Annotated in this window: 17 protein-coding genes and 1 tRNA gene; 11 read left to right on the forward strand and 7 right to left on the reverse strand. The window is 61.0% G+C overall.

Annotation, left to right across the window (positions count from 1 at the left end):
- Positions 1–17: 17 nt before the first annotated feature.
- From sufC to AC4HIX_RS00225, 5 genes are read left to right on the forward strand one after another with little or no spacing between them, the layout of a single operon-like run.
- Positions 18–773 carry a Fe-S cluster assembly ATPase SufC gene (gene sufC / locus AC4HIX_RS00205; RefSeq protein WP_490397398.1) on the forward strand — a complete coding sequence of 252 codons (756 nt, stop codon included), beginning with the start codon at positions 18–20 and terminating at the stop codon, positions 771–773.
- On the forward strand, positions 774–2,054 hold the full coding sequence (locus AC4HIX_RS00210; RefSeq protein WP_490397399.1) for a SufB/SufD family protein: 1,281 nt from the start codon (positions 774–776) through the stop codon (positions 2,052–2,054). It abuts the gene before it with no gap.
- Positions 2,054–2,539, forward strand: coding sequence for a YIP1 family protein (locus AC4HIX_RS00215; protein WP_490397400.1), 486 nt, complete (start codon positions 2,054–2,056; stop codon positions 2,537–2,539). Before AC4HIX_RS00210 ends, AC4HIX_RS00215 begins: the two co-directional genes overlap by 1 nt.
- The gene (locus AC4HIX_RS00220; protein WP_475052172.1) at positions 2,536–3,120 is read left to right on the forward strand and encodes a YIP1 family protein; all 585 of its coding nucleotides are present in this window, start codon (positions 2,536–2,538) and stop codon (positions 3,118–3,120) included. The genes AC4HIX_RS00215 and AC4HIX_RS00220 overlap by 4 nt, the downstream gene beginning before the upstream one ends.
- The gene (locus AC4HIX_RS00225) at positions 3,113–4,333 is read left to right on the forward strand and encodes a cysteine desulfurase (RefSeq protein WP_490397401.1); all 1,221 of its coding nucleotides are present in this window, start codon (positions 3,113–3,115) and stop codon (positions 4,331–4,333) included. Before AC4HIX_RS00220 ends, AC4HIX_RS00225 begins: the two co-directional genes overlap by 8 nt.
- A 102-nt stretch (positions 4,334–4,435) precedes the next feature.
- Here AC4HIX_RS00225 and tmpB read toward each other — a convergent pair whose 3' ends face one another.
- Positions 4,436–5,041, reverse strand: coding sequence for a (R)-1-hydroxy-2-trimethylaminoethylphosphonate oxygenase (gene tmpB / locus AC4HIX_RS00230; protein ID WP_490397402.1), 606 nt, complete (start codon positions 5,039–5,041; stop codon positions 4,436–4,438).
- A 3-nt stretch (positions 5,042–5,044) separates the two neighbouring features.
- The gene (gene tmpA, locus AC4HIX_RS00235) at positions 5,045–6,178 is read right to left on the reverse strand and encodes a 2-trimethylaminoethylphosphonate dioxygenase (protein WP_490397403.1); all 1,134 of its coding nucleotides are present in this window, start codon (positions 6,176–6,178) and stop codon (positions 5,045–5,047) included.
- Positions 6,179–6,276: 98 nt separating this feature from the next.
- Between tmpA and AC4HIX_RS00240 the strand changes: the two genes are divergently transcribed.
- Complete coding sequence (locus AC4HIX_RS00240; RefSeq protein ID WP_490397404.1) at positions 6,277–7,146, forward strand: LysR family transcriptional regulator; 870 nt, start codon at positions 6,277–6,279, stop codon at positions 7,144–7,146.
- A gap of 34 nt (positions 7,147–7,180) precedes the next feature.
- Here the strand turns inward: AC4HIX_RS00240 and AC4HIX_RS00245 are convergent, their stop codons facing one another.
- From AC4HIX_RS00245 to mepK, 3 genes are all read right to left on the reverse strand, one after another.
- Complete coding sequence (locus AC4HIX_RS00245; RefSeq protein WP_475052160.1) at positions 7,181–7,513, reverse strand: PilZ domain-containing protein; 333 nt, start codon at positions 7,511–7,513, stop codon at positions 7,181–7,183.
- 103 nt (positions 7,514–7,616) lie between these two features.
- A tRNA-Arg gene (locus tag AC4HIX_RS00250) sits at positions 7,617–7,693 on the reverse strand.
- A gap of 166 nt (positions 7,694–7,859) precedes the next feature.
- Positions 7,860–8,429, reverse strand: coding sequence for a peptidoglycan L,D-endopeptidase MepK (mepK, locus tag AC4HIX_RS00255; RefSeq protein WP_475052158.1), 570 nt, complete (start codon positions 8,427–8,429; stop codon positions 7,860–7,862).
- Positions 8,430–8,777: 348 nt separating this feature from the next.
- On the opposite strand from mepK, the gene AC4HIX_RS00260 reads away from it, so the two are divergent.
- The 4 genes from AC4HIX_RS00260 to AC4HIX_RS00275 are packed head-to-tail and all read left to right on the forward strand — an operon-like array spanning position 8,778 to position 13,042.
- Complete coding sequence (locus AC4HIX_RS00260; protein WP_490397405.1) at positions 8,778–10,406, forward strand: L,D-transpeptidase family protein; 1,629 nt, start codon at positions 8,778–8,780, stop codon at positions 10,404–10,406.
- Between the two features lie 39 nt (positions 10,407–10,445).
- Complete coding sequence (lpxD, locus tag AC4HIX_RS00265; RefSeq protein ID WP_490397406.1) at positions 10,446–11,519, forward strand: UDP-3-O-(3-hydroxymyristoyl)glucosamine N-acyltransferase; 1,074 nt, start codon at positions 10,446–10,448, stop codon at positions 11,517–11,519.
- 48 nt (positions 11,520–11,567) lie between these two features.
- The gene (locus AC4HIX_RS00270; protein WP_490397407.1) at positions 11,568–11,825 is read left to right on the forward strand and encodes an acyl carrier protein; all 258 of its coding nucleotides are present in this window, start codon (positions 11,568–11,570) and stop codon (positions 11,823–11,825) included.
- A gap of 8 nt (positions 11,826–11,833) precedes the next feature.
- Positions 11,834–13,042 (forward strand): beta-ketoacyl-[acyl-carrier-protein] synthase family protein, encoded by a 1,209-nt coding sequence (locus AC4HIX_RS00275; RefSeq protein WP_490397408.1) that lies wholly within the window; start codon positions 11,834–11,836, stop codon positions 13,040–13,042.
- A gap of 71 nt (positions 13,043–13,113) precedes the next feature.
- Here the strand turns inward: AC4HIX_RS00275 and AC4HIX_RS00280 are convergent, their stop codons facing one another.
- Positions 13,114–13,782 carry an invasion associated locus B family protein gene (locus tag AC4HIX_RS00280; protein ID WP_490397409.1) on the reverse strand — a complete coding sequence of 223 codons (669 nt, stop codon included), beginning with the start codon at positions 13,780–13,782 and terminating at the stop codon, positions 13,114–13,116.
- Positions 13,783–14,280: 498 nt separating this feature from the next.
- On the opposite strand from AC4HIX_RS00280, the gene AC4HIX_RS00285 reads away from it, so the two are divergent.
- Positions 14,281–15,825 (forward strand): helicase HerA-like domain-containing protein, encoded by a 1,545-nt coding sequence (locus AC4HIX_RS00285; protein WP_490397410.1) that lies wholly within the window; start codon positions 14,281–14,283, stop codon positions 15,823–15,825.
- Between the two features lie 29 nt (positions 15,826–15,854).
- Here the strand turns inward: AC4HIX_RS00285 and AC4HIX_RS00290 are convergent, their stop codons facing one another.
- The gene (locus tag AC4HIX_RS00290; RefSeq protein WP_490397411.1) at positions 15,855–16,103 is read right to left on the reverse strand and encodes a hypothetical protein; all 249 of its coding nucleotides are present in this window, start codon (positions 16,101–16,103) and stop codon (positions 15,855–15,857) included.
- Positions 16,104–16,131: the final 28 nt, after the last annotated feature.

The raw sequence follows: 16,131 nt of genomic DNA on the forward strand, positions 1-16,131 counted from the left end.
CTATGCGAGAGGCAAAAATGCTCGAAATCAAAAACTTGCACGTCAAGCTTGAAGACGAAGACAAGCAGATCCTGAACGGCGTCGACCTCACCGTCGAAGCGGGCAAGGTGCATGCGATCATGGGGCCGAACGGCTCGGGCAAATCGACCCTGTCCTATGTCCTTTCAGGCCGTGATGGCTATGAGGTGACGGAAGGCTCTGCCGAGCTGGAAGGCGAAGACATCCTGGACATGGAGCCGGAAGAGCGCGCCGCGGCGGGCATGTTCCTGGCGTTCCAGTACCCGGTCGAAATTCCCGGCGTCGGCAACATGACTTTCTTGCGCACCGCGGTAAACGCACAGCGCAAGGCCCGCGGCGAGGAAGAGCTGTCGGCCTCCGACTTCCTCAAGGAAGTGCGCGCCAAGGCCAAAACCCTGAAGATCGACGCCGAGATGCTGAAGCGTCCGGTCAACGTCGGCTTCTCCGGCGGTGAGAAAAAGCGCAACGAGATCCTGCAGATGGCAATGCTGGAGCCGAAGCTGTGCATCCTGGACGAGACCGACTCCGGTCTGGACGTGGACGCAATGAAGCTGGTGGCCGAAGGCGTGAACGCCCTGCGTGACGAAGGCCGCGGCTTCCTGGTGATCACCCACTACCAGCGTCTGCTGGACCACATCAAACCGGACGTGGTGCACATCCTGGCCAACGGCCGCATCGTCAAGACCGGCGGCCCCGAGCTGGCGCTGGAGGTCGAAAACAACGGCTACGCCGGCATCCTGGCAGAGGAGGCATAAATGGCCCTGCCCGAAGTCAAGCAAAGCGCAACCGAGGCACGGCTGTCAGCGCTGAGCCTGCCGGAAAGCGGCTGCCTCAAGGCGGCCCGCGAGGCCGCGCTGTCGCGGGTCCAGACCATGGGCCTGCCCAGCCGCCGCGACGAGTACTGGAAATACACCAAGCCGGACACGCTGGTCCAGGCCGGCGCGCCCAAGGCGGCGGTGTTCGACGCCGATGAAGCCCCAATGTTCAGTGCCTTTGAGCGTTTGAACATCGTTTTCGTCGATGGCGTTTTCGATGCGGAAGCCTCCGACGATCTGTCGCTGGAAGGTGTCACCATCGACCGGATCGAGGATATCTGCTGCAAGGATATCCATTGGGCCAAAGACTTGTACGGTGTTCTTGAAGCACGCGGGCAGACCCCGGTCGAACGTCCGCTGGCGGCGCTGAACACCGCTTTTGCCAGCGATGGCGTGGCGATCCGGGTCACTGGCAAGGTCTTTAAGCCGATCAACTTCACCTATGTGCATTCGGACGAAAACTCCGACGCGATCCTCCATCACGTGATCCGCGTCGAGACCGGCGCCGAGGTGACTATTCTGGAAAACGGCCCGGCGGCTTCGCGCTTTAATAAGTGCATGGAGATCGACGTGGCCGACGGCGGCAAGCTGCATCTGGTGCGCGCCCAGGGCCGTGACCATGAGCGCCGTGCGGCCACCCACCTGTTTGCCCGCCTGGGCACCGAGTCGGTGTTCAAGTCTTTCACCCTGACCGTGAACGGCGTGCTGACCCGCAACGAGGCAGTGATCGAGCTGACCGGCGATGACGCGGTGGCCCATATAGCAGGCGCTTGCGTCGGCGACGGCGACTTCCACCACGACGACACCGTGTTTATCACTCATGACGCCGTGAACTGCGAAAGCCGTCAGGTGTTCAAAAAGGTGCTGCGCAACGGTGCAACCGGTGTGTTCCAGGGCAAGATCCTGGTGAAGGAAGGCGCGCAAAAGACTGACGGATATCAGATTTCCCAGTCGCTGCTGCTGGACGACGACAGCCAGTTCCTGGCCAAGCCGGAGCTGGAGATCTACGCTGACGACGTGGCCTGCTCGCACGGTTCGACCTCCGGCGCGATCGACGAGGAAGGGCTGTTCTACCTGCGCTCCCGCGGGGTGCCGCACGCAGAGGCCACTGACCTGATGACGCTGGCCTTCCTGGCCGAAGCGGTGGATGAGATCGAAGATGCGGAGATTGCCGCCGACATCGTCTCCCGCCTCGAAGGCTGGCTGGCCCGGCGCCGCTGATGTCCGTCACCACGGATATCCCCGCAACCTACAAGGGGCCGCGCAAGGTTTTTGCGCGGCTTCTCAGCATGGGCGCGCGCGAAGACCGGCTGCTGGTGTTCCTGATCGCCGGCTGCGTGCTGACCTTTGTGGCGCAGATGCCGAAACTGGCCCGCGAGGCGCATCTGACCGGTCAGGAGCTCAACATGCTTTTGGGCGGCGCGCTGCTGGGCATCGTCTTTATCGCGCCGCTGCTTCTTTACGTCCTGGCACTGGTTGCGCATTGGGTTGCCCGGGCCGCGGGCGGGCAGGGTGATGCTTATCGGGCCCGGCTTGCGCTGTTCTGGGCGTTTCTGGCCTCAAGCCCGCTGATCCTGCTGAACGGCCTCGTGGCCGGTTTCATCGGCGCCGGTGCGGCGCTGAACCTGGTGGGGGCACTGTGGTGCGCCGTCTTTCTGTGGTTCTGGATTTCCGGCATGATCCAAGGGTATTGGACAAAGTCATGAACGCTCTGGCTGCTTTTGCCCTGCTGACAATCAAGTCTCCGCGCGATGCCGCGATGCAGATCCTGGCGCGCGATTGGCCGCGGGAAGCGCTGTGGACCGCATTTCTGCTGTCCGTGGTGCTGAACACCTGCGTCTACACCCTGCAACAGGTTCTGTTCCCGCTGCCGCCGGAAGTCTTGCTGCCACGGTTTGCGCCCGGTGCGTATTTCGCAGTGGTTCTGGTGTTGCAACTCAGCTTCATTGCAATGCTGGCAACCACAGGCCGCTGGCTGGGCGGGCAGGGTGACCTGCCGTCGCTGCTGGCGCTGATCACCTGGCTGCAATTGCTGCAGGCCGCGTTGAATGGTGCCATTGTGGCGGTGTTCCTGGTCCTTCCGGCGCTGGCGGCGCTGCTCAACATTGCCGCCAATATCGTAGTGTTCTTTATCCTCTTGCATTTCGTCAACGCGGCGCACAGGTTCGGCTCCGTCTGGCGCTCGCTTGGGGTGGTTTTGATGGCCAGCCTGATCCTGGTGTTTGCTCTACTCTTCATCGTGGGTCTGATCGGCCCAGCCAATCTGGGACTGCCCGAAAATGTATGACGTCGAAAAAATCCGTGCCGACTTCCCGATCCTCTCACGTGAGGTGAACGGCAAGCCGCTGACCTATCTCGACAACGGTGCGTCTGCCCAGAAACCGCAAGTGGTGATTGACGCGGTGACCAAGGCCTATGCGGAAGAATATTCCAATGTTCACCGTGGCTTGCACTTCCTTTCCAACCTCGCGACCGAAAAGTATGAGGCTGTCCGAGGCATTATTTCTCGGTTCCTGAATGCGGGCGACGAAAACACCATCGTGCTGAACTCCGGCACTACCGAGGGCATCAATCTTGTTGCCTATGGCTGGGCGATGCCCCGGTTTGAGGCCGGCGACGAGATCATCCTGTCCGTGATGGAGCATCACGCTAACATCGTGCCCTGGCACTTCCTGCGGGAGCGTCAGGGGGTAGTGCTGAAATGGGTCGATACCGAGGCCGACGGCAGCCTCGATCCGCAGAAGGTCATTGACGCCATCACCCCCAAGACCAAACTGGTAGCGGTCACCCAATGCTCAAATGTCCTGGGCACTGTGGTGGACGTCAAAGCCATCACCCAAGGCGCCCATGCCAAGGGTGTGCCGGTGCTGGTCGACGGCTCGCAGGGCGCGGTCCACATGCCGGTCGACGTGCAGGACATCGGCTGCGATTTCTATGCGATCACCGGCCACAAGCTCTATGGCCCCTCCGCGTCCGGCGCGATCTACATCAAGCCCGAGCGCATGGCCGAAATGCGCCCGTTTATCGGCGGCGGCGACATGATCAAAGAAGTCCACAAGGAGCAGGTCATCTACAATGATCCGCCGATGAAGTTCGAGGCGGGCACGCCGGGCATTGTTCAGACCATTGGTCTGGGCGTGGCGCTGGAGTACATGATGAACCTTGGCATGGAGAACATTGCCAAGCACGAGGGCGTCCTGCGTGACTATGCGATGGAGCGGCTGACCGGTCTGAACTGGATCAACGTGCAGGGACAAGCGCCGGGAAAAGCAGCGATTTTCAGTTTCACCATGGAAGGCGCCGCGCATGCTCATGACATCTCCACCATCCTGGACAAGAAAGGCGTCGCGGTGCGTGCGGGCCATCATTGCGCCGGTCCCCTGATGGATCACCTGGGGGTTTCCGCAACCTGCCGCGCGTCTTTTGGCCTCTACAACACCAAGGATGAGGTCGACACGCTGATCAATGCGCTGGAATTGGCGCATGAGCTGTTTGCCTGATCTAAGATTAAGACCGAAAAGAAAACGGCGCCCGTCACGGCGCCGTTTCGCATTCTCCAGCTTGGTAACAGCCTTGGGATCCCAAGAGATCCCGCGGGTCGCTTATCTTGCGGAATTTCCCGAACCTAGATGTTTATCGACCATACGCTGCACCATCGGTGCAAAGTGCCAATAGTCCGGGGTTTCCATATCCGCGCGCTTGCCGGCCTCATCCAGATACCGCACTGCGATAATCTGCTTTAGGTTCGGATTCTTCTCGAACTCCGCCACTTCCTCAGCGTTCATCGGCCCGCCTTGCAGGTTCAGCGAGTGCACGGAAGCCTCTGACAGCCGGTTGAAGTATTCCGGCCTGGTCGCGCAGAGGTAACGTTTCGCGGCCACATGATAGCGTACGCAATCGGTGATTACCGAAGGAAAGAACCGTTCCAGCACCTTGGCACCAGCTTGCTCGTGAAAGCGGTCTTCGGTGTCGTTCATTGAGAACGTCCCGAACTCACTGGTGAAATGGCCGATATCGTGGAGCAAAGCCCCCACGATGATTTCTTCCGGCTGGCCGTTCTGCTCGGCAATCGTGGCGCCTTGCAGCATGTGTTCGGCCATGGTGACCGGCTCACCCAGGTATTCCTCGTCCCCGCGGCGGTCAAAGATTCCGCCAATGAACTCAACGATGTTTTCGCGGTTCAGCTTGCTGACGTCCGGCTTGCTCATGTCTCAACCCTCCAGTTGGGCGTTCAGCACGTTCAGGGTGGACAGCAGCCCGTCCTTGTCGGCGTAGCACCCCTGCAGCCAGCGCGACCCTGCACCGGAATAGCCAAGCCGCGCGTGCAGCACGCGGGTGTTGTCGACAATAAAGCTTTCCCCGGGCTCCAGCTTGAACGACACGCCCATTTCTGGATCGTCAATGAATTCGCCCAGGCGGCGGTAGGCGGCGTAATACGCTTCCATCTTCTCAAAGGGAATGTCGACGAAGGGCGCCGAGGACCGGTTGTTGAACCGCACCGCAATCATCTCGCCATCGGGCGACAGTTCGATCATCGGGCGGCGCGAGCGCAGATGGACCCCGTCAGAGCCCTTGTACTCAAACCGGGCCGGGTAGCCTGCCAGCAGGGCAAAGCCCTCCGGGTCTTCTTCGCGCAGGCGCCCGGCCGCGCGGAAACTGTCCACCACGATGCTGTCACCGCCCTCGGCGGAGTTTTCCAGACAATAGAGGATCTGCAAACTGGGCACCGGATCGCGATAGGGGTTATCGGTATGCGCCTGCAGGCCCAGGCCGGTATAGGCCAGGTTGGTCGGGTTCACCTCGGTCCGCACTTCGAAGTACTTGCCATAGTTGGTCTCACGCACAAAACCGAACATTGCGGCACAATCAATCAGTGCGCCCTCGCGCACCGGGCCGTTCACCAGCTTGGCAAAGCCAAGGCGGGCGATGGCATCCAGCCAGTTGCGCTTGATCTCCGGCTCGAACTGTACTTCGTTCCAGTCAAAGGCCGGGGCCGGCTGGCCGCTGTCCCAAGTCTGGACGCCCGGAGCCGTCCGGCCAAAATCAGTTATTTTTTCAACGTCATATGCGTTGGACTTTAACCAGTTTCCGGGGAAGGTAACGGTCTTGCCCCCGGGGGAGAATGTCACGGTCAGTTCGCCGTCTTCCACCAGAGCAGTGCTGATTTTGGTATCCGCCGGAATGTCGCCAATGGTAATCAGCCGCTGGCCGTTGCCAGGGTCGCGGGTCTCGGGATCCAGCGCGTTGTCCCGCAGCCAGATCGCGTGAAAGCGGCTTTGGCTGCCGTCGTCGAATGTCAGGGTCAGAAAGCTGCCGGATGCGTCAGCGGTCACGGAACGGGGCATGGGGTTTCTCCGGTTGGCTTGGTTCTTCCTTGCGCTGGTACCGCGGCTGAGCCATCAAGAGAACGACGGAATTCAGGGTTCGAGAGTTAGGTTTTCTAATGCCAAAGAAAATCACCAAACAGGGGCTGCCGCCGCTTGATTGGCTCAAAGTGTTTGAGGCGGCGGGCCGGCACGGCAGTTTCACCGCCGCGGCCGAAGAATTCGGAGCCACCCAGGCCGCGGTCAGCCAGCGGATCCGCAATCTCGAATCCTGGCTGGGCCGCCAGCTGTTTATCCGCTCCGCTCGCGGGGTAACGCTGACCGTGGACGGCGAAAGTTATTTGCCGCTGGTGCATGACTCCCTACGCGCGCTGGAGCAGGGAACCGAGAACCTGTTCGGCCAAACGGTACGTGAACTTCGGATTGCGGGTTTGCCGTCGCACGTGGAAATGCTTGTGCTGCCGAGGCTTGCTGCGTTTTCTGAATCCTATCCGGACGTGCGGCTGGTTACAGAGACTGTGCCCAAGCGGCTGGACTTTGAGGCCGCTGACGGGGCTTTGCACATCCGTTTCGGGCGCGGCGGCTGGCAAGGGCGCGACGGCGTTCTTCTGGCAAATGAAGTTTTGCACCCGATGGCGGCACCGGAACATGCGAAAAACTGGCGGAACCTGCCGACAATCGAACTGCGCGGCGAACGCCCCGGCTGGGCTGAGTGGGCCCGGGTAACGGGGGAAGCCGTGCCGGAAGCGGGAGCCGTTTCAGTCGATTCCATGGGTCACGCATTGCGGGCGGCGCGGCTGGGAATGGGCGTGGTCCTGGGGTCCACGGCTCTGGCAGCCAATCTTCTGCGCACCGGGCAATTGGAAAGTGCCGGCGCGCCTGAACTGGCCACCATCGACGGCTATTGGCTGACCTGGCCTGCCAGTCAGGGAAAGTCCAAGCGGCAGACAGAAATTCTGGCCGCACTCACTGCCGCGCTTCAAAGCTGACTTTGGCCCAGCATCCAGGACAGTGTTCGTGGTATCAGGTCGGGTACTCGCCGATACGGGTGAAATATGCATCCAGTTCTGGCCGGGCGCCGCGCTTGCTGTAGAACTTGAAGCCAATTCTCACGTCCTTGCGCCACCGGGTTCGAACTTCAAACTCACCGATATCCCCGATGGTGACCGAGTTCAGATCTGCCAGAGCGAAAGTTTCGTGGCCTTCGGGAAGGCGGATGGCAAAACCGCTGTAACTGATGTTGTAAACCGTGGCTTCCTGTTTGGATCCGGACAGATTGACAACGCAGGGCAAGTTCAGACGAAGCCGGGGCTCTGTCGGTTCTGCAGTCCGGAAAATAGAGTTGGAATGTACCATTCTGCCTCACTGGCCGCATCGGGAGATATCAGCAGCGTTGCTAGCATCACGCTCTTTACGAAACCTTAAAGGTCGTAAGGATTGGAGAGCTTTTGCGGTGAAATGGCGCACCTGAGAGGATTCGAACCTCTGGCCTCTGCCTTCGGAGGGCAGCGCTCTATCCAGCTGAGCTACAGGTGCGTCGTTAAGCCGGGGTATACCCGTGCTTTGCTACCTCTGCAACGGGAAAAACTGCCTGTTTCCAATTTCCTGAGATAGGCTTGTGTAATCAGGGATGGCATCGGCGAAGACAAAAAAAGCCCGCCCCGGGACGGGCAGGCTTGCATTCTTGCAATGGAGGGGCTGATTAGCCGCGCCAGGTGCGGACAACACCGCAATCCATGTGCACGAAGTTGGAGCGTGCGTATTTACCGACACCGCCGGCGCGGCAGGCTTCGGCGGCTTTCGCCATCTGCGACACCGACCGCGATGCCAGCCGCAAGTCAGCAGCCTGGCCGCGCATGTGCAGCGAGTTCTTGGCCACCCCGCGCGAGCGGCTGCGCAGCATGGCGTTGGTCTTGGGGCTGCGGTAGCCCGACAGCAGCATGTAGGGCTCATTCACATCCAGAAGGTTGTGAGACGCCGCCATGATGTCGATGGTGCGCAGGTCGATTTCCTTCACATCATCCGTGCGCCAGTCCCGCATGAAGTGATTGATTTCCTTGACCGCGTCTTTGATGTACTGGCCGTCAATCCAATACACCATGTCGACACGCTCGCCAGTGCGGCCGGAATACATGCGGATGCGCCGGATATCACCGCCGCCGCGCAAGAAGCCTGCTGCACTTGAGAAGGTTGGGGCTGCTGTCACTGCGGTTGCAGCAAAAACACCCAAAAGAGAACGCCGGGAGATCCCCGTGCCCGTGGTTTCTGCCATTGATACTGCGCCGTCCCGTACGCTGTTAGTCCTGCCTAAACGCCCGATGTTACGGGCTCGTCAACGCTCTTAGTTAACGTGCGGCATGTATGGCACAGTGAGAATCTTGTTCCAACATTTCTTTGCCGCACTGTAACGTATGACCGGTTTTTCGGCGATTTCTTGCGCAAAAGGGGAGGGCGATGGAACTTTTCCCCGCGACTGTTGCAGGCGGGTTTCATAGACGCGGCAACGGTGCATCAGGGTTAACTTTTCGCGATTGTGAGTGGACAACGCAGGCTGGCATTTACCAGAATTTCAGATAGGCACTGCCAAAATTGGAAAAAACGGCACAAGGACCGGAGATTTATGACGCGCGCATCCGCTGGATATTTTTTGCCGGGGCTCAAGGCAGGGCTGTTTGCTCTGGCCTTGAGCGGCTTGGCTGCCGGAACCACCGCCGGCACGGCGCAGGCAGATATACCGGCGGCCTTCCGTCAGGCCGTGGCTGAAGCGGCCTCAACCGACGAAGCGGTCGCCAGTTTTTACCGGGAGAACAGTTATCAGGCGATCTGGACCGGATCGGATGAAGCGTCTCTCCAACGCCGCAACGCGCTGCTGGCCGCGCTGAACGACACCCGCGCGCATGGGCTGCCGGATCGCTCTGCGGAGGTCAACGCCCTGCTGGAGCAGATGCGGGAGGCCCGCACCTCCCGCGACATCGGCATGGTTGAGGCGGCGCTGAGCAAGGCGCTGGTGGACTATGCCACCGACCTGCAGACCGGCCTTCTGGTGCCGTCGCGGATTGATGATGGCATGGTGCGCAAGAAGCATACTGTGGACGGCGCCAGCTTCCTTGCCGGCATCCGCGACGCCCAGCCCTTTGCTTATATGCGCAGCCTGGTGCCCGCATCCCCGCAATACCGCGGACTGATGCGCGAAAAGTTGCGTCTGGAGCAGGTTCTGGCCGCCGGCGGCTGGGGCCCCTTGGTGCAGGCCAAGAAGCTGGAACCTGGTGAGCAGGGACCGGCGGTCATTGCCTTGCGCAACCGGCTGATGGCGATGGGCTATCTGCAGCGCAGCGCCGCACGCAGCTATGACGCCGCGATGGTTCAGGCGGTGCAGAGCTTTCAGGCGGATCATGGACTGGAGACAGATGGCGTGGCAGGCGCCGGCACCCTGGCAGAGGTCAACAAACCGGTCAGCGACCGTCTGAAATCGGTGATTATCGCAATGGAGCGGGAACGCTGGCTGACCCCGGACCGGGGCGAGCGCCACATCCTGGTCAATCAGACCGATTTCACCGCCAAAATCGTCGACAACGGCGATGTGACTTTTGAAACCCGCTCAGTTATCGGCAAGAACACCCACGACCGGCGCAGCCCCGAATTCTCGGATGAGATGGAGCATATGGTGATCAATCCGAGCTGGTATGTGCCTCGCTCGATCATCACCAAGGAATACCTGCCCAAGCTGCGAAATAACCCCAATGCCGTGGGCCATATCCAGATCACCGACCGCCGCGGCCGGGTGGTGAACCGCAGCTCTGCTGATTTTTCGCAGTACACAGCGCGGAACTTCCCCTATTCCATGCGCCAGCCCCCCAGCCGCAGCAATGCGCTGGGTCTGGTCAAGTTCATGTTCCCGAACAAGTACAACATCTATCTGCACGACACCCCGCAAAAGAGCCTGTTTGCCCGTGAAGTGCGCGCCTTCTCGCACGGCTGCATCCGTCTCGCGCAGCCGTTCGAATTTGCCTATGCGCTGCTGGCGCGCCAGACCGAAGACCCCAAGGCCTTCTTCCACCGCATCCTTAACAGCGGCCGGGAAACCAAGGTCGAGTTGGAGCAGAAGGTGCCGGTGCATATCATCTACCGGACCGCGGTTGTGTCCAGCAAAGGCCGTGCGGAATTCCGCCGCGATGTCTATGGCCGCGACGCCAAGATCTGGGCCGCGCTGGAACGGGCAGGGGTGGTGCTGCCCAGCGTTCAAGGGTAAATACCGGGCCCATACAGGATTATTCTGAAAGGGCCTGCCATGTTCACTATCCGCCAGATCGCCGAGTCCCTGGGCGCTGAAGCCCAGGGCGACCTGGACCTGCAGATTGCAGGCGCGGCTGAACCGCAGGATGCTGAAGCCGGCCAGATTGCCATGGCGATGGCGCCGAAATACGCCGAAGGCCTGCAGGCAGGCAACGCCCAGGCTGCAGTGCTGTGGGAAGGCGCGGACTGGCAGTCTTTCGGGCTCAAGGCCGCGATCTTTGCGACGCGTCCGCGGATGACCATGTCCGGCGTGACCGCCATGCTGGACCGCGGACAGGGGTTCCCCGCAGGCATTCACCCCTCCGCCGTCGTTGATCCCAGCGCCGAGCTGGGCGAGGGCGTCTCTGTGGGACCGCTGACAGTTGTTGCGGCCGGTGCCAGGATTGGCGCGGGATCCGTCATCGGCCCGCATTGCTTTATCGGTGCGGATGCGGTGATCGGTGCGGAGGCCCAGCTGCGCGAGATGGTCTCGATCGGCGCCCGCTCCACCATTGGGGACCGCTTCCGCGCTCAGCCGGGAGCGCGAGTCGGAGGCGACGGGTTCTCCTATGTGACGCCGGAGGTCTCCGGCGCCGAAAACGCCCGCAAGACCTTGGGCGACCAAGGCGAGGCCAAGGCACAATCCTGGGTCCGCATTCATTCGCTGGGCGCTGTCACCATCGGTGATGATGTGGAGCTCGGCTCCAACTGCACCATCGACAACGGCACCATCCGCGACACCGTGATCGGCAATGGCACCAAACTCGATAACCTTGTTCACGTCGGCCACAACACCCGCGTCGGAAATGACTGCCTGCTGTGCGGCCAGACAGGGATCTCCGGGTCGGTGGACATCGGCAACAACGTTGTTCTGGGCGGCCAGTGCGGTGTGGTCGACAACATCTTCATCGGCGACGGGGTGATTGCCGGCGGCGGAACCAAGATCCTGTCGAACGTGCCTGCGGGCCGCGTGATCATGGGCTACCCGGGCGTCAAGATGGAGACGCACACTGAGATGTATAAGGCACAGCGCCGGCTGCCGCGGCTGATGCGTGACATCGAATTGTTAAAAAAGGCTGTTTTCAAGTAGCGGCCGCATACTTACATCAGCTTCAGGCAGAAAATCGGGGATCCTTTCATGAGCACGCAGGACAAGGTCATTGCAATCATTGCCGAACAGGCGGTTCTGGAACCGTCGGATGTGACCCTCGACAGTACCTTGGCGGAGCTTGGCATCGACAGCCTGGGGCTGGTCGAAAGCATCTTTGCCATTGAAGAGGAGTTCGACATTTCGATTCCCTTCAATGCCAATGAGCCCGAGAAGAGCGACTTTGACATCTCCAATGTCGCGGCCATCGTCGAAGGCATCGACAAGCTGATCACGGAAAAGGCGTAAGCCCACTCATGAAGCGCGTTGTCATTACCGGGGCCGGGACTATCAATGCTTTGGGCCATTCGGTGCCGGCCACGCTGGAGGCCATGCGGGAAGGCCGCTGCGGCATCGGAGAATTGGAGTTCCGCGATGTGGACCGGCTGGTGATCCGCATCGGCGGCCAGGTCCGCGGGTTCGAGGCCGAAGGCCGCTTCAACCGGCAGCAGATGAGCCTTTATGACCGCTTCACCCAGTTCACCCTGACCGCAGCCAAGGAAGCTATCGAACAATCCGGCCTGGAGTTTCATGGCGAGCTGTCGGCCAAGGCCGGTGTCGTTCTGGGCAACTCCGGCGGCGGTATGCAGACGCTGGATGAGAACTACCGCAGCGTCTACGAGGACGGCAAAAACCGGGTGCATCCTTTTGTGGTGCCCAAGCTGATGAACAATGCCGCGGCCGGCCATGTGTCGATGCAGTTCAACCTCAAGGGGCCGAGTTTTACCGTTTCCACCGCTTGCGCGTCCTCCAACCATGCGATGGCGCAGGCGTTCCAAATGGTGCGCACGGGGATGAGCCCGGTGATGATCACCGGCGGCTCGGAATCGATGCTGTGCTTTGGCGGCGTAAAAGCCTGGGAAGGCCTGCGGGTGATGTCCAAGGACGCCTGCCGCCCCTTCAGCGCCAACCGCAACGGTATGGTGCAGGGCGAAGGCGCCGGCGTCTTCGTGTTCGAGGAATATGATCACGCCAAGGAACGCGGCGCAGAAATCCTGTGCGAAGTCATCGGTTTTGCGATGTCCTCGGATGCCGCCGATATCGTCATGCCCAGCAAGCAGGGCGCCGCGCGGGCCATTGCCGGCGCGCTGCAGGATGCCCGCGTCAGCGCTTCAGAGGTCGGCTATATCAACGCGCATGGCACCGGAACGGCCGCCAATGACAAGACCGAATGCGCTGCGGTGGCGGATGTCTTCGGCCCGCACGCGGACAGCCTGATGATCTCCTCCACCAAATCCATGCACGGCCACCTGATCGGCGGCACCGGAGCGGTGGAACTGCTGGCCTGCATCATGGCGCTGCGAGACGGGGTGATTGCGCCGACCATCGGCTATGAGGAGCCGGATCCGGAATGCAACCTGGATGTGGTCCCGAACGAGGCGCGCGAGGCCTCGGTCGAGGTTGCACTGTCTAATGCCTTTGCCTTTGGCGGGCTGAACGCGGTGCTGGCCCTGCGCAAGGTCTGAAGACCTAGAAAATGGAAACGCCGCGGCCCAGGGGGGACGCGGCGTTTCTGGGTTATGGCGGGTGGCTGGCGTTACTGCTTGACCACGTCCACTACGTCGTAGCCTGCGGTAAACCCGCTCAGCGACAGTTTCATCTCCACCACCTGATCCGGCGCCGGTGCGGGGCGCAGCGACAGGGTGGCTTCCTTGCCTTTCTTGAAGGCGTCGATGTCGCCTTGGGTCAGGCCGATCTGCGCCACACAGCCCAGCTGGTTGCAGAAGGAATAGTTATAGCGCTTGGCCGGCGCGCCATCGATCGAGATGGTCAGCGCAGCCGGCAGCAGGGTTTCGAGCGGAACAATCACGGTTGCACCGGCAACCGCCTGGCCGCCCTGCTGCTCGATCCGGAACAACGAAACCTCGGCAATCGGGTTGCCTTGCGGTCCCGACAGAATCTGAAGCAGCGAACAGGGGTCGCTTTCGCCCTCGGTCTTGATGCAGGCCAGATCCCAGTCGCCGTGCTTTTCCTTGGAATAACGCTGACCAAGCTGCGGGCCGTTGCTGACCGGCTCCCCCAGGTCAAGGAGCTGATCCGCGGTTGATTCCGCCTGCTCGCCTTGCTCCGCCTGTTCGGTTTGCTCAGCCTGTTCTGCGGTTTCCGCCCCGGCGGCTTCCTCTTCCGCTGCCGTTTCCTGCGCCGCCAGCGGCGCGGCCATTGCCAGCATTGCGGCCAGCGTAATCGGGGTCAGGGACTTCAACATGAATGCCTCATTTTTCTACAGACGCTGCTCTCGCGTGTAACACGCTGTCCGGACAGTGTCAGGTCAATATCAGACGATCAGCGGGGAATTCCGCTCAAACCGCCTCAATCGTGGAAGGTGCTGAATAAGAACAAAAAAGGGAACCCGATGGCCCCCTTTTTCGTGTTTGCGTCTCCCCGTCGGACTGGCCGACTTAGTTATTGCGTAGGACGTTACGAAAGGGCTGGCCATCGGTCAACATGCAAGTTCAAAAAAATACAGCACAGCCACGATTTGGCGAAAATTGCCGGAAATCGCGAGAGGTTGCGGTGCCAGCTGCCCGATTTGCAGGCAGTTTCGCCAAAAAGAAGGCCGTGCACGAGGCACGGCCCAGTCTGACAGGGAGGAAATGTCCGCCGCGGCAACCGCATGTGCAGGGGCGGGCAAGATTGACTATCGCACTGAAAAGTTAACTTTGTATTGTTATCCACAGGCGCAAAGCACAAGCAGGGGGCAGGCATGGAAGAATGGGTTTTTCTGGGTGGCGGCGGAGAGGGTTACGGCACACCGCAGGGGCTGGCGCTGAGTTATGCCAACCGCCACGGGCTGATTGCCGGCGCAACCGGCACAGGCAAGACGGTGACACTGCAAATCCTGGCCGAAGGGTTCTCCAATGCCGGCGTGCCGGTGATCCTGTCGGACGTGAAAGGAGACCTGTCAGGCCTGGCAAAACCAGGTACGGACAGCCACAAACTGCATGGCGCCTTCACCTCCCGGGCGGAAAAGATCGGGTTTGCTGACTACAGCTACCACGCTTGTCCAGTCACCTTCTGGGATCTCTACGGGGAGCAGGGCCATCCCGTACGCACAACGGTTGCCGAAATGGGCCCATTGCTGCTGTCGCGGCTGCTGGAACTCAGCGAGGCGCAGGAGGGCATTCTGAACATCGCTTTCCGGCTTGCCGACGAAGAAGGGCTGCCGCTCCTGGACCTCAAGGACCTGCAGGCGCTGCTGGTCTGGATCGGCGAAAACCGCAGCCAGCTGTCCCTGCGCTACGGAAACGTCTCACCCGCGTCGATCGGCGCGATCCAGCGCCGCCTTCTGGTGCTGGAGAACCAGGGCGGTGCCGGTCTGTTCGGGGAGCCGGCGCTAGAGCTCAGCGACCTGATGCGCTGCGATTCAAATGGCGGGGGTATGGTCAACATCTTGGCCGCGGATAAACTGATGGCCGCACCGGGCCTCTACGCAACATTCTTGCTCTGGCTCCTCAGCGAGCTGTTCGAGGAACTGCCTGAGGTTGGCGATCCAGACAAGCCGCGCCTGGTCTTCTTCTTTGACGAAGCGCATTTGCTGTTTGAGGATGCCCCCAAGGCATTGATCGACAAAGTGGAGCAAGTGGCCCGGCTGATCCGGTCAAAGGGCGTGGGGGTGTATTTCATCACCCAGAACCCTGCCGATGTGCCCGAGGATATCCTGGGCCAGCTCGGCAACCGCATCCAGCATGCGTTGCGTGCTTTCACCGCCAAGGACCGCAAGAACCTGCGGCTGGCCGCGGAAACCTACCGCGAGAACCCGCGGTTTTCGACCGAAGAGGCGATCCGCGAGGTCGGTGTCGGCGAGGCGGTCACTTCGATGCTGCAAAAGAAGGGCGTGCCTGGCGTGGTGGAACGGACCTTGATCCGCCCGCCAAGTTCCCAGCTGGGGCCAATCACCGCGCAGGAGCGGGCGGCCATGCTCAAAGCGTCCGATATGGCCGGAAAATATGAGACGACTCTGGACCGGCGGTCAGCACATGAGATCCTTGCCCAACGGGCGCAGGCCGCGGCCCAGGAAGCTGAAGCGGCCGAAACCGCAGCAGAAGAGTCGCCGAAACCGGCGGCGCGTGAGTTCAACGCTGGCCGCCGCTATTCCGGAACACGGGTCAGCCGGTCCTCGTCCCGCTCTTACCGCCAGAAGGACAGCTTTGCCTCTGCGATGTCGGAAGCGGTGATCAAGGAGCTGAAAGGCACGACAGGACGCCGCATTGTCCGCGGCATCCTCGGCAGCCTGTTCAAGGGCCGTTAGGGGTTAGCCAAATTTTGCAAAAGTGCGGATCAGACGCCGTCCTTTTGCCGCTGCCCTTCCTGCTTGCAGATCGCGTCAGCCTCCTGCACCGACATGGCCGCGGGGCGGTCGATCGAGCGGTCCCAAAGAACCCGGTCCTTGGTATAAAGCTGACAAGTCACGATGCCTTTGCTTGTCTGGAGCTGCACCGGAGTGGTTTCAAACTGCTCTGGCGAAACGCAGCCGGACAATGCGGCCGCCGCCGCGGATATCAGAAAGAGAGTCAGAGTATTGCGCATGGAACCGTGCCTCTTTGTTATTAGTGAA

Source organism: Leisingera sp. (assembly GCF_982940295.1).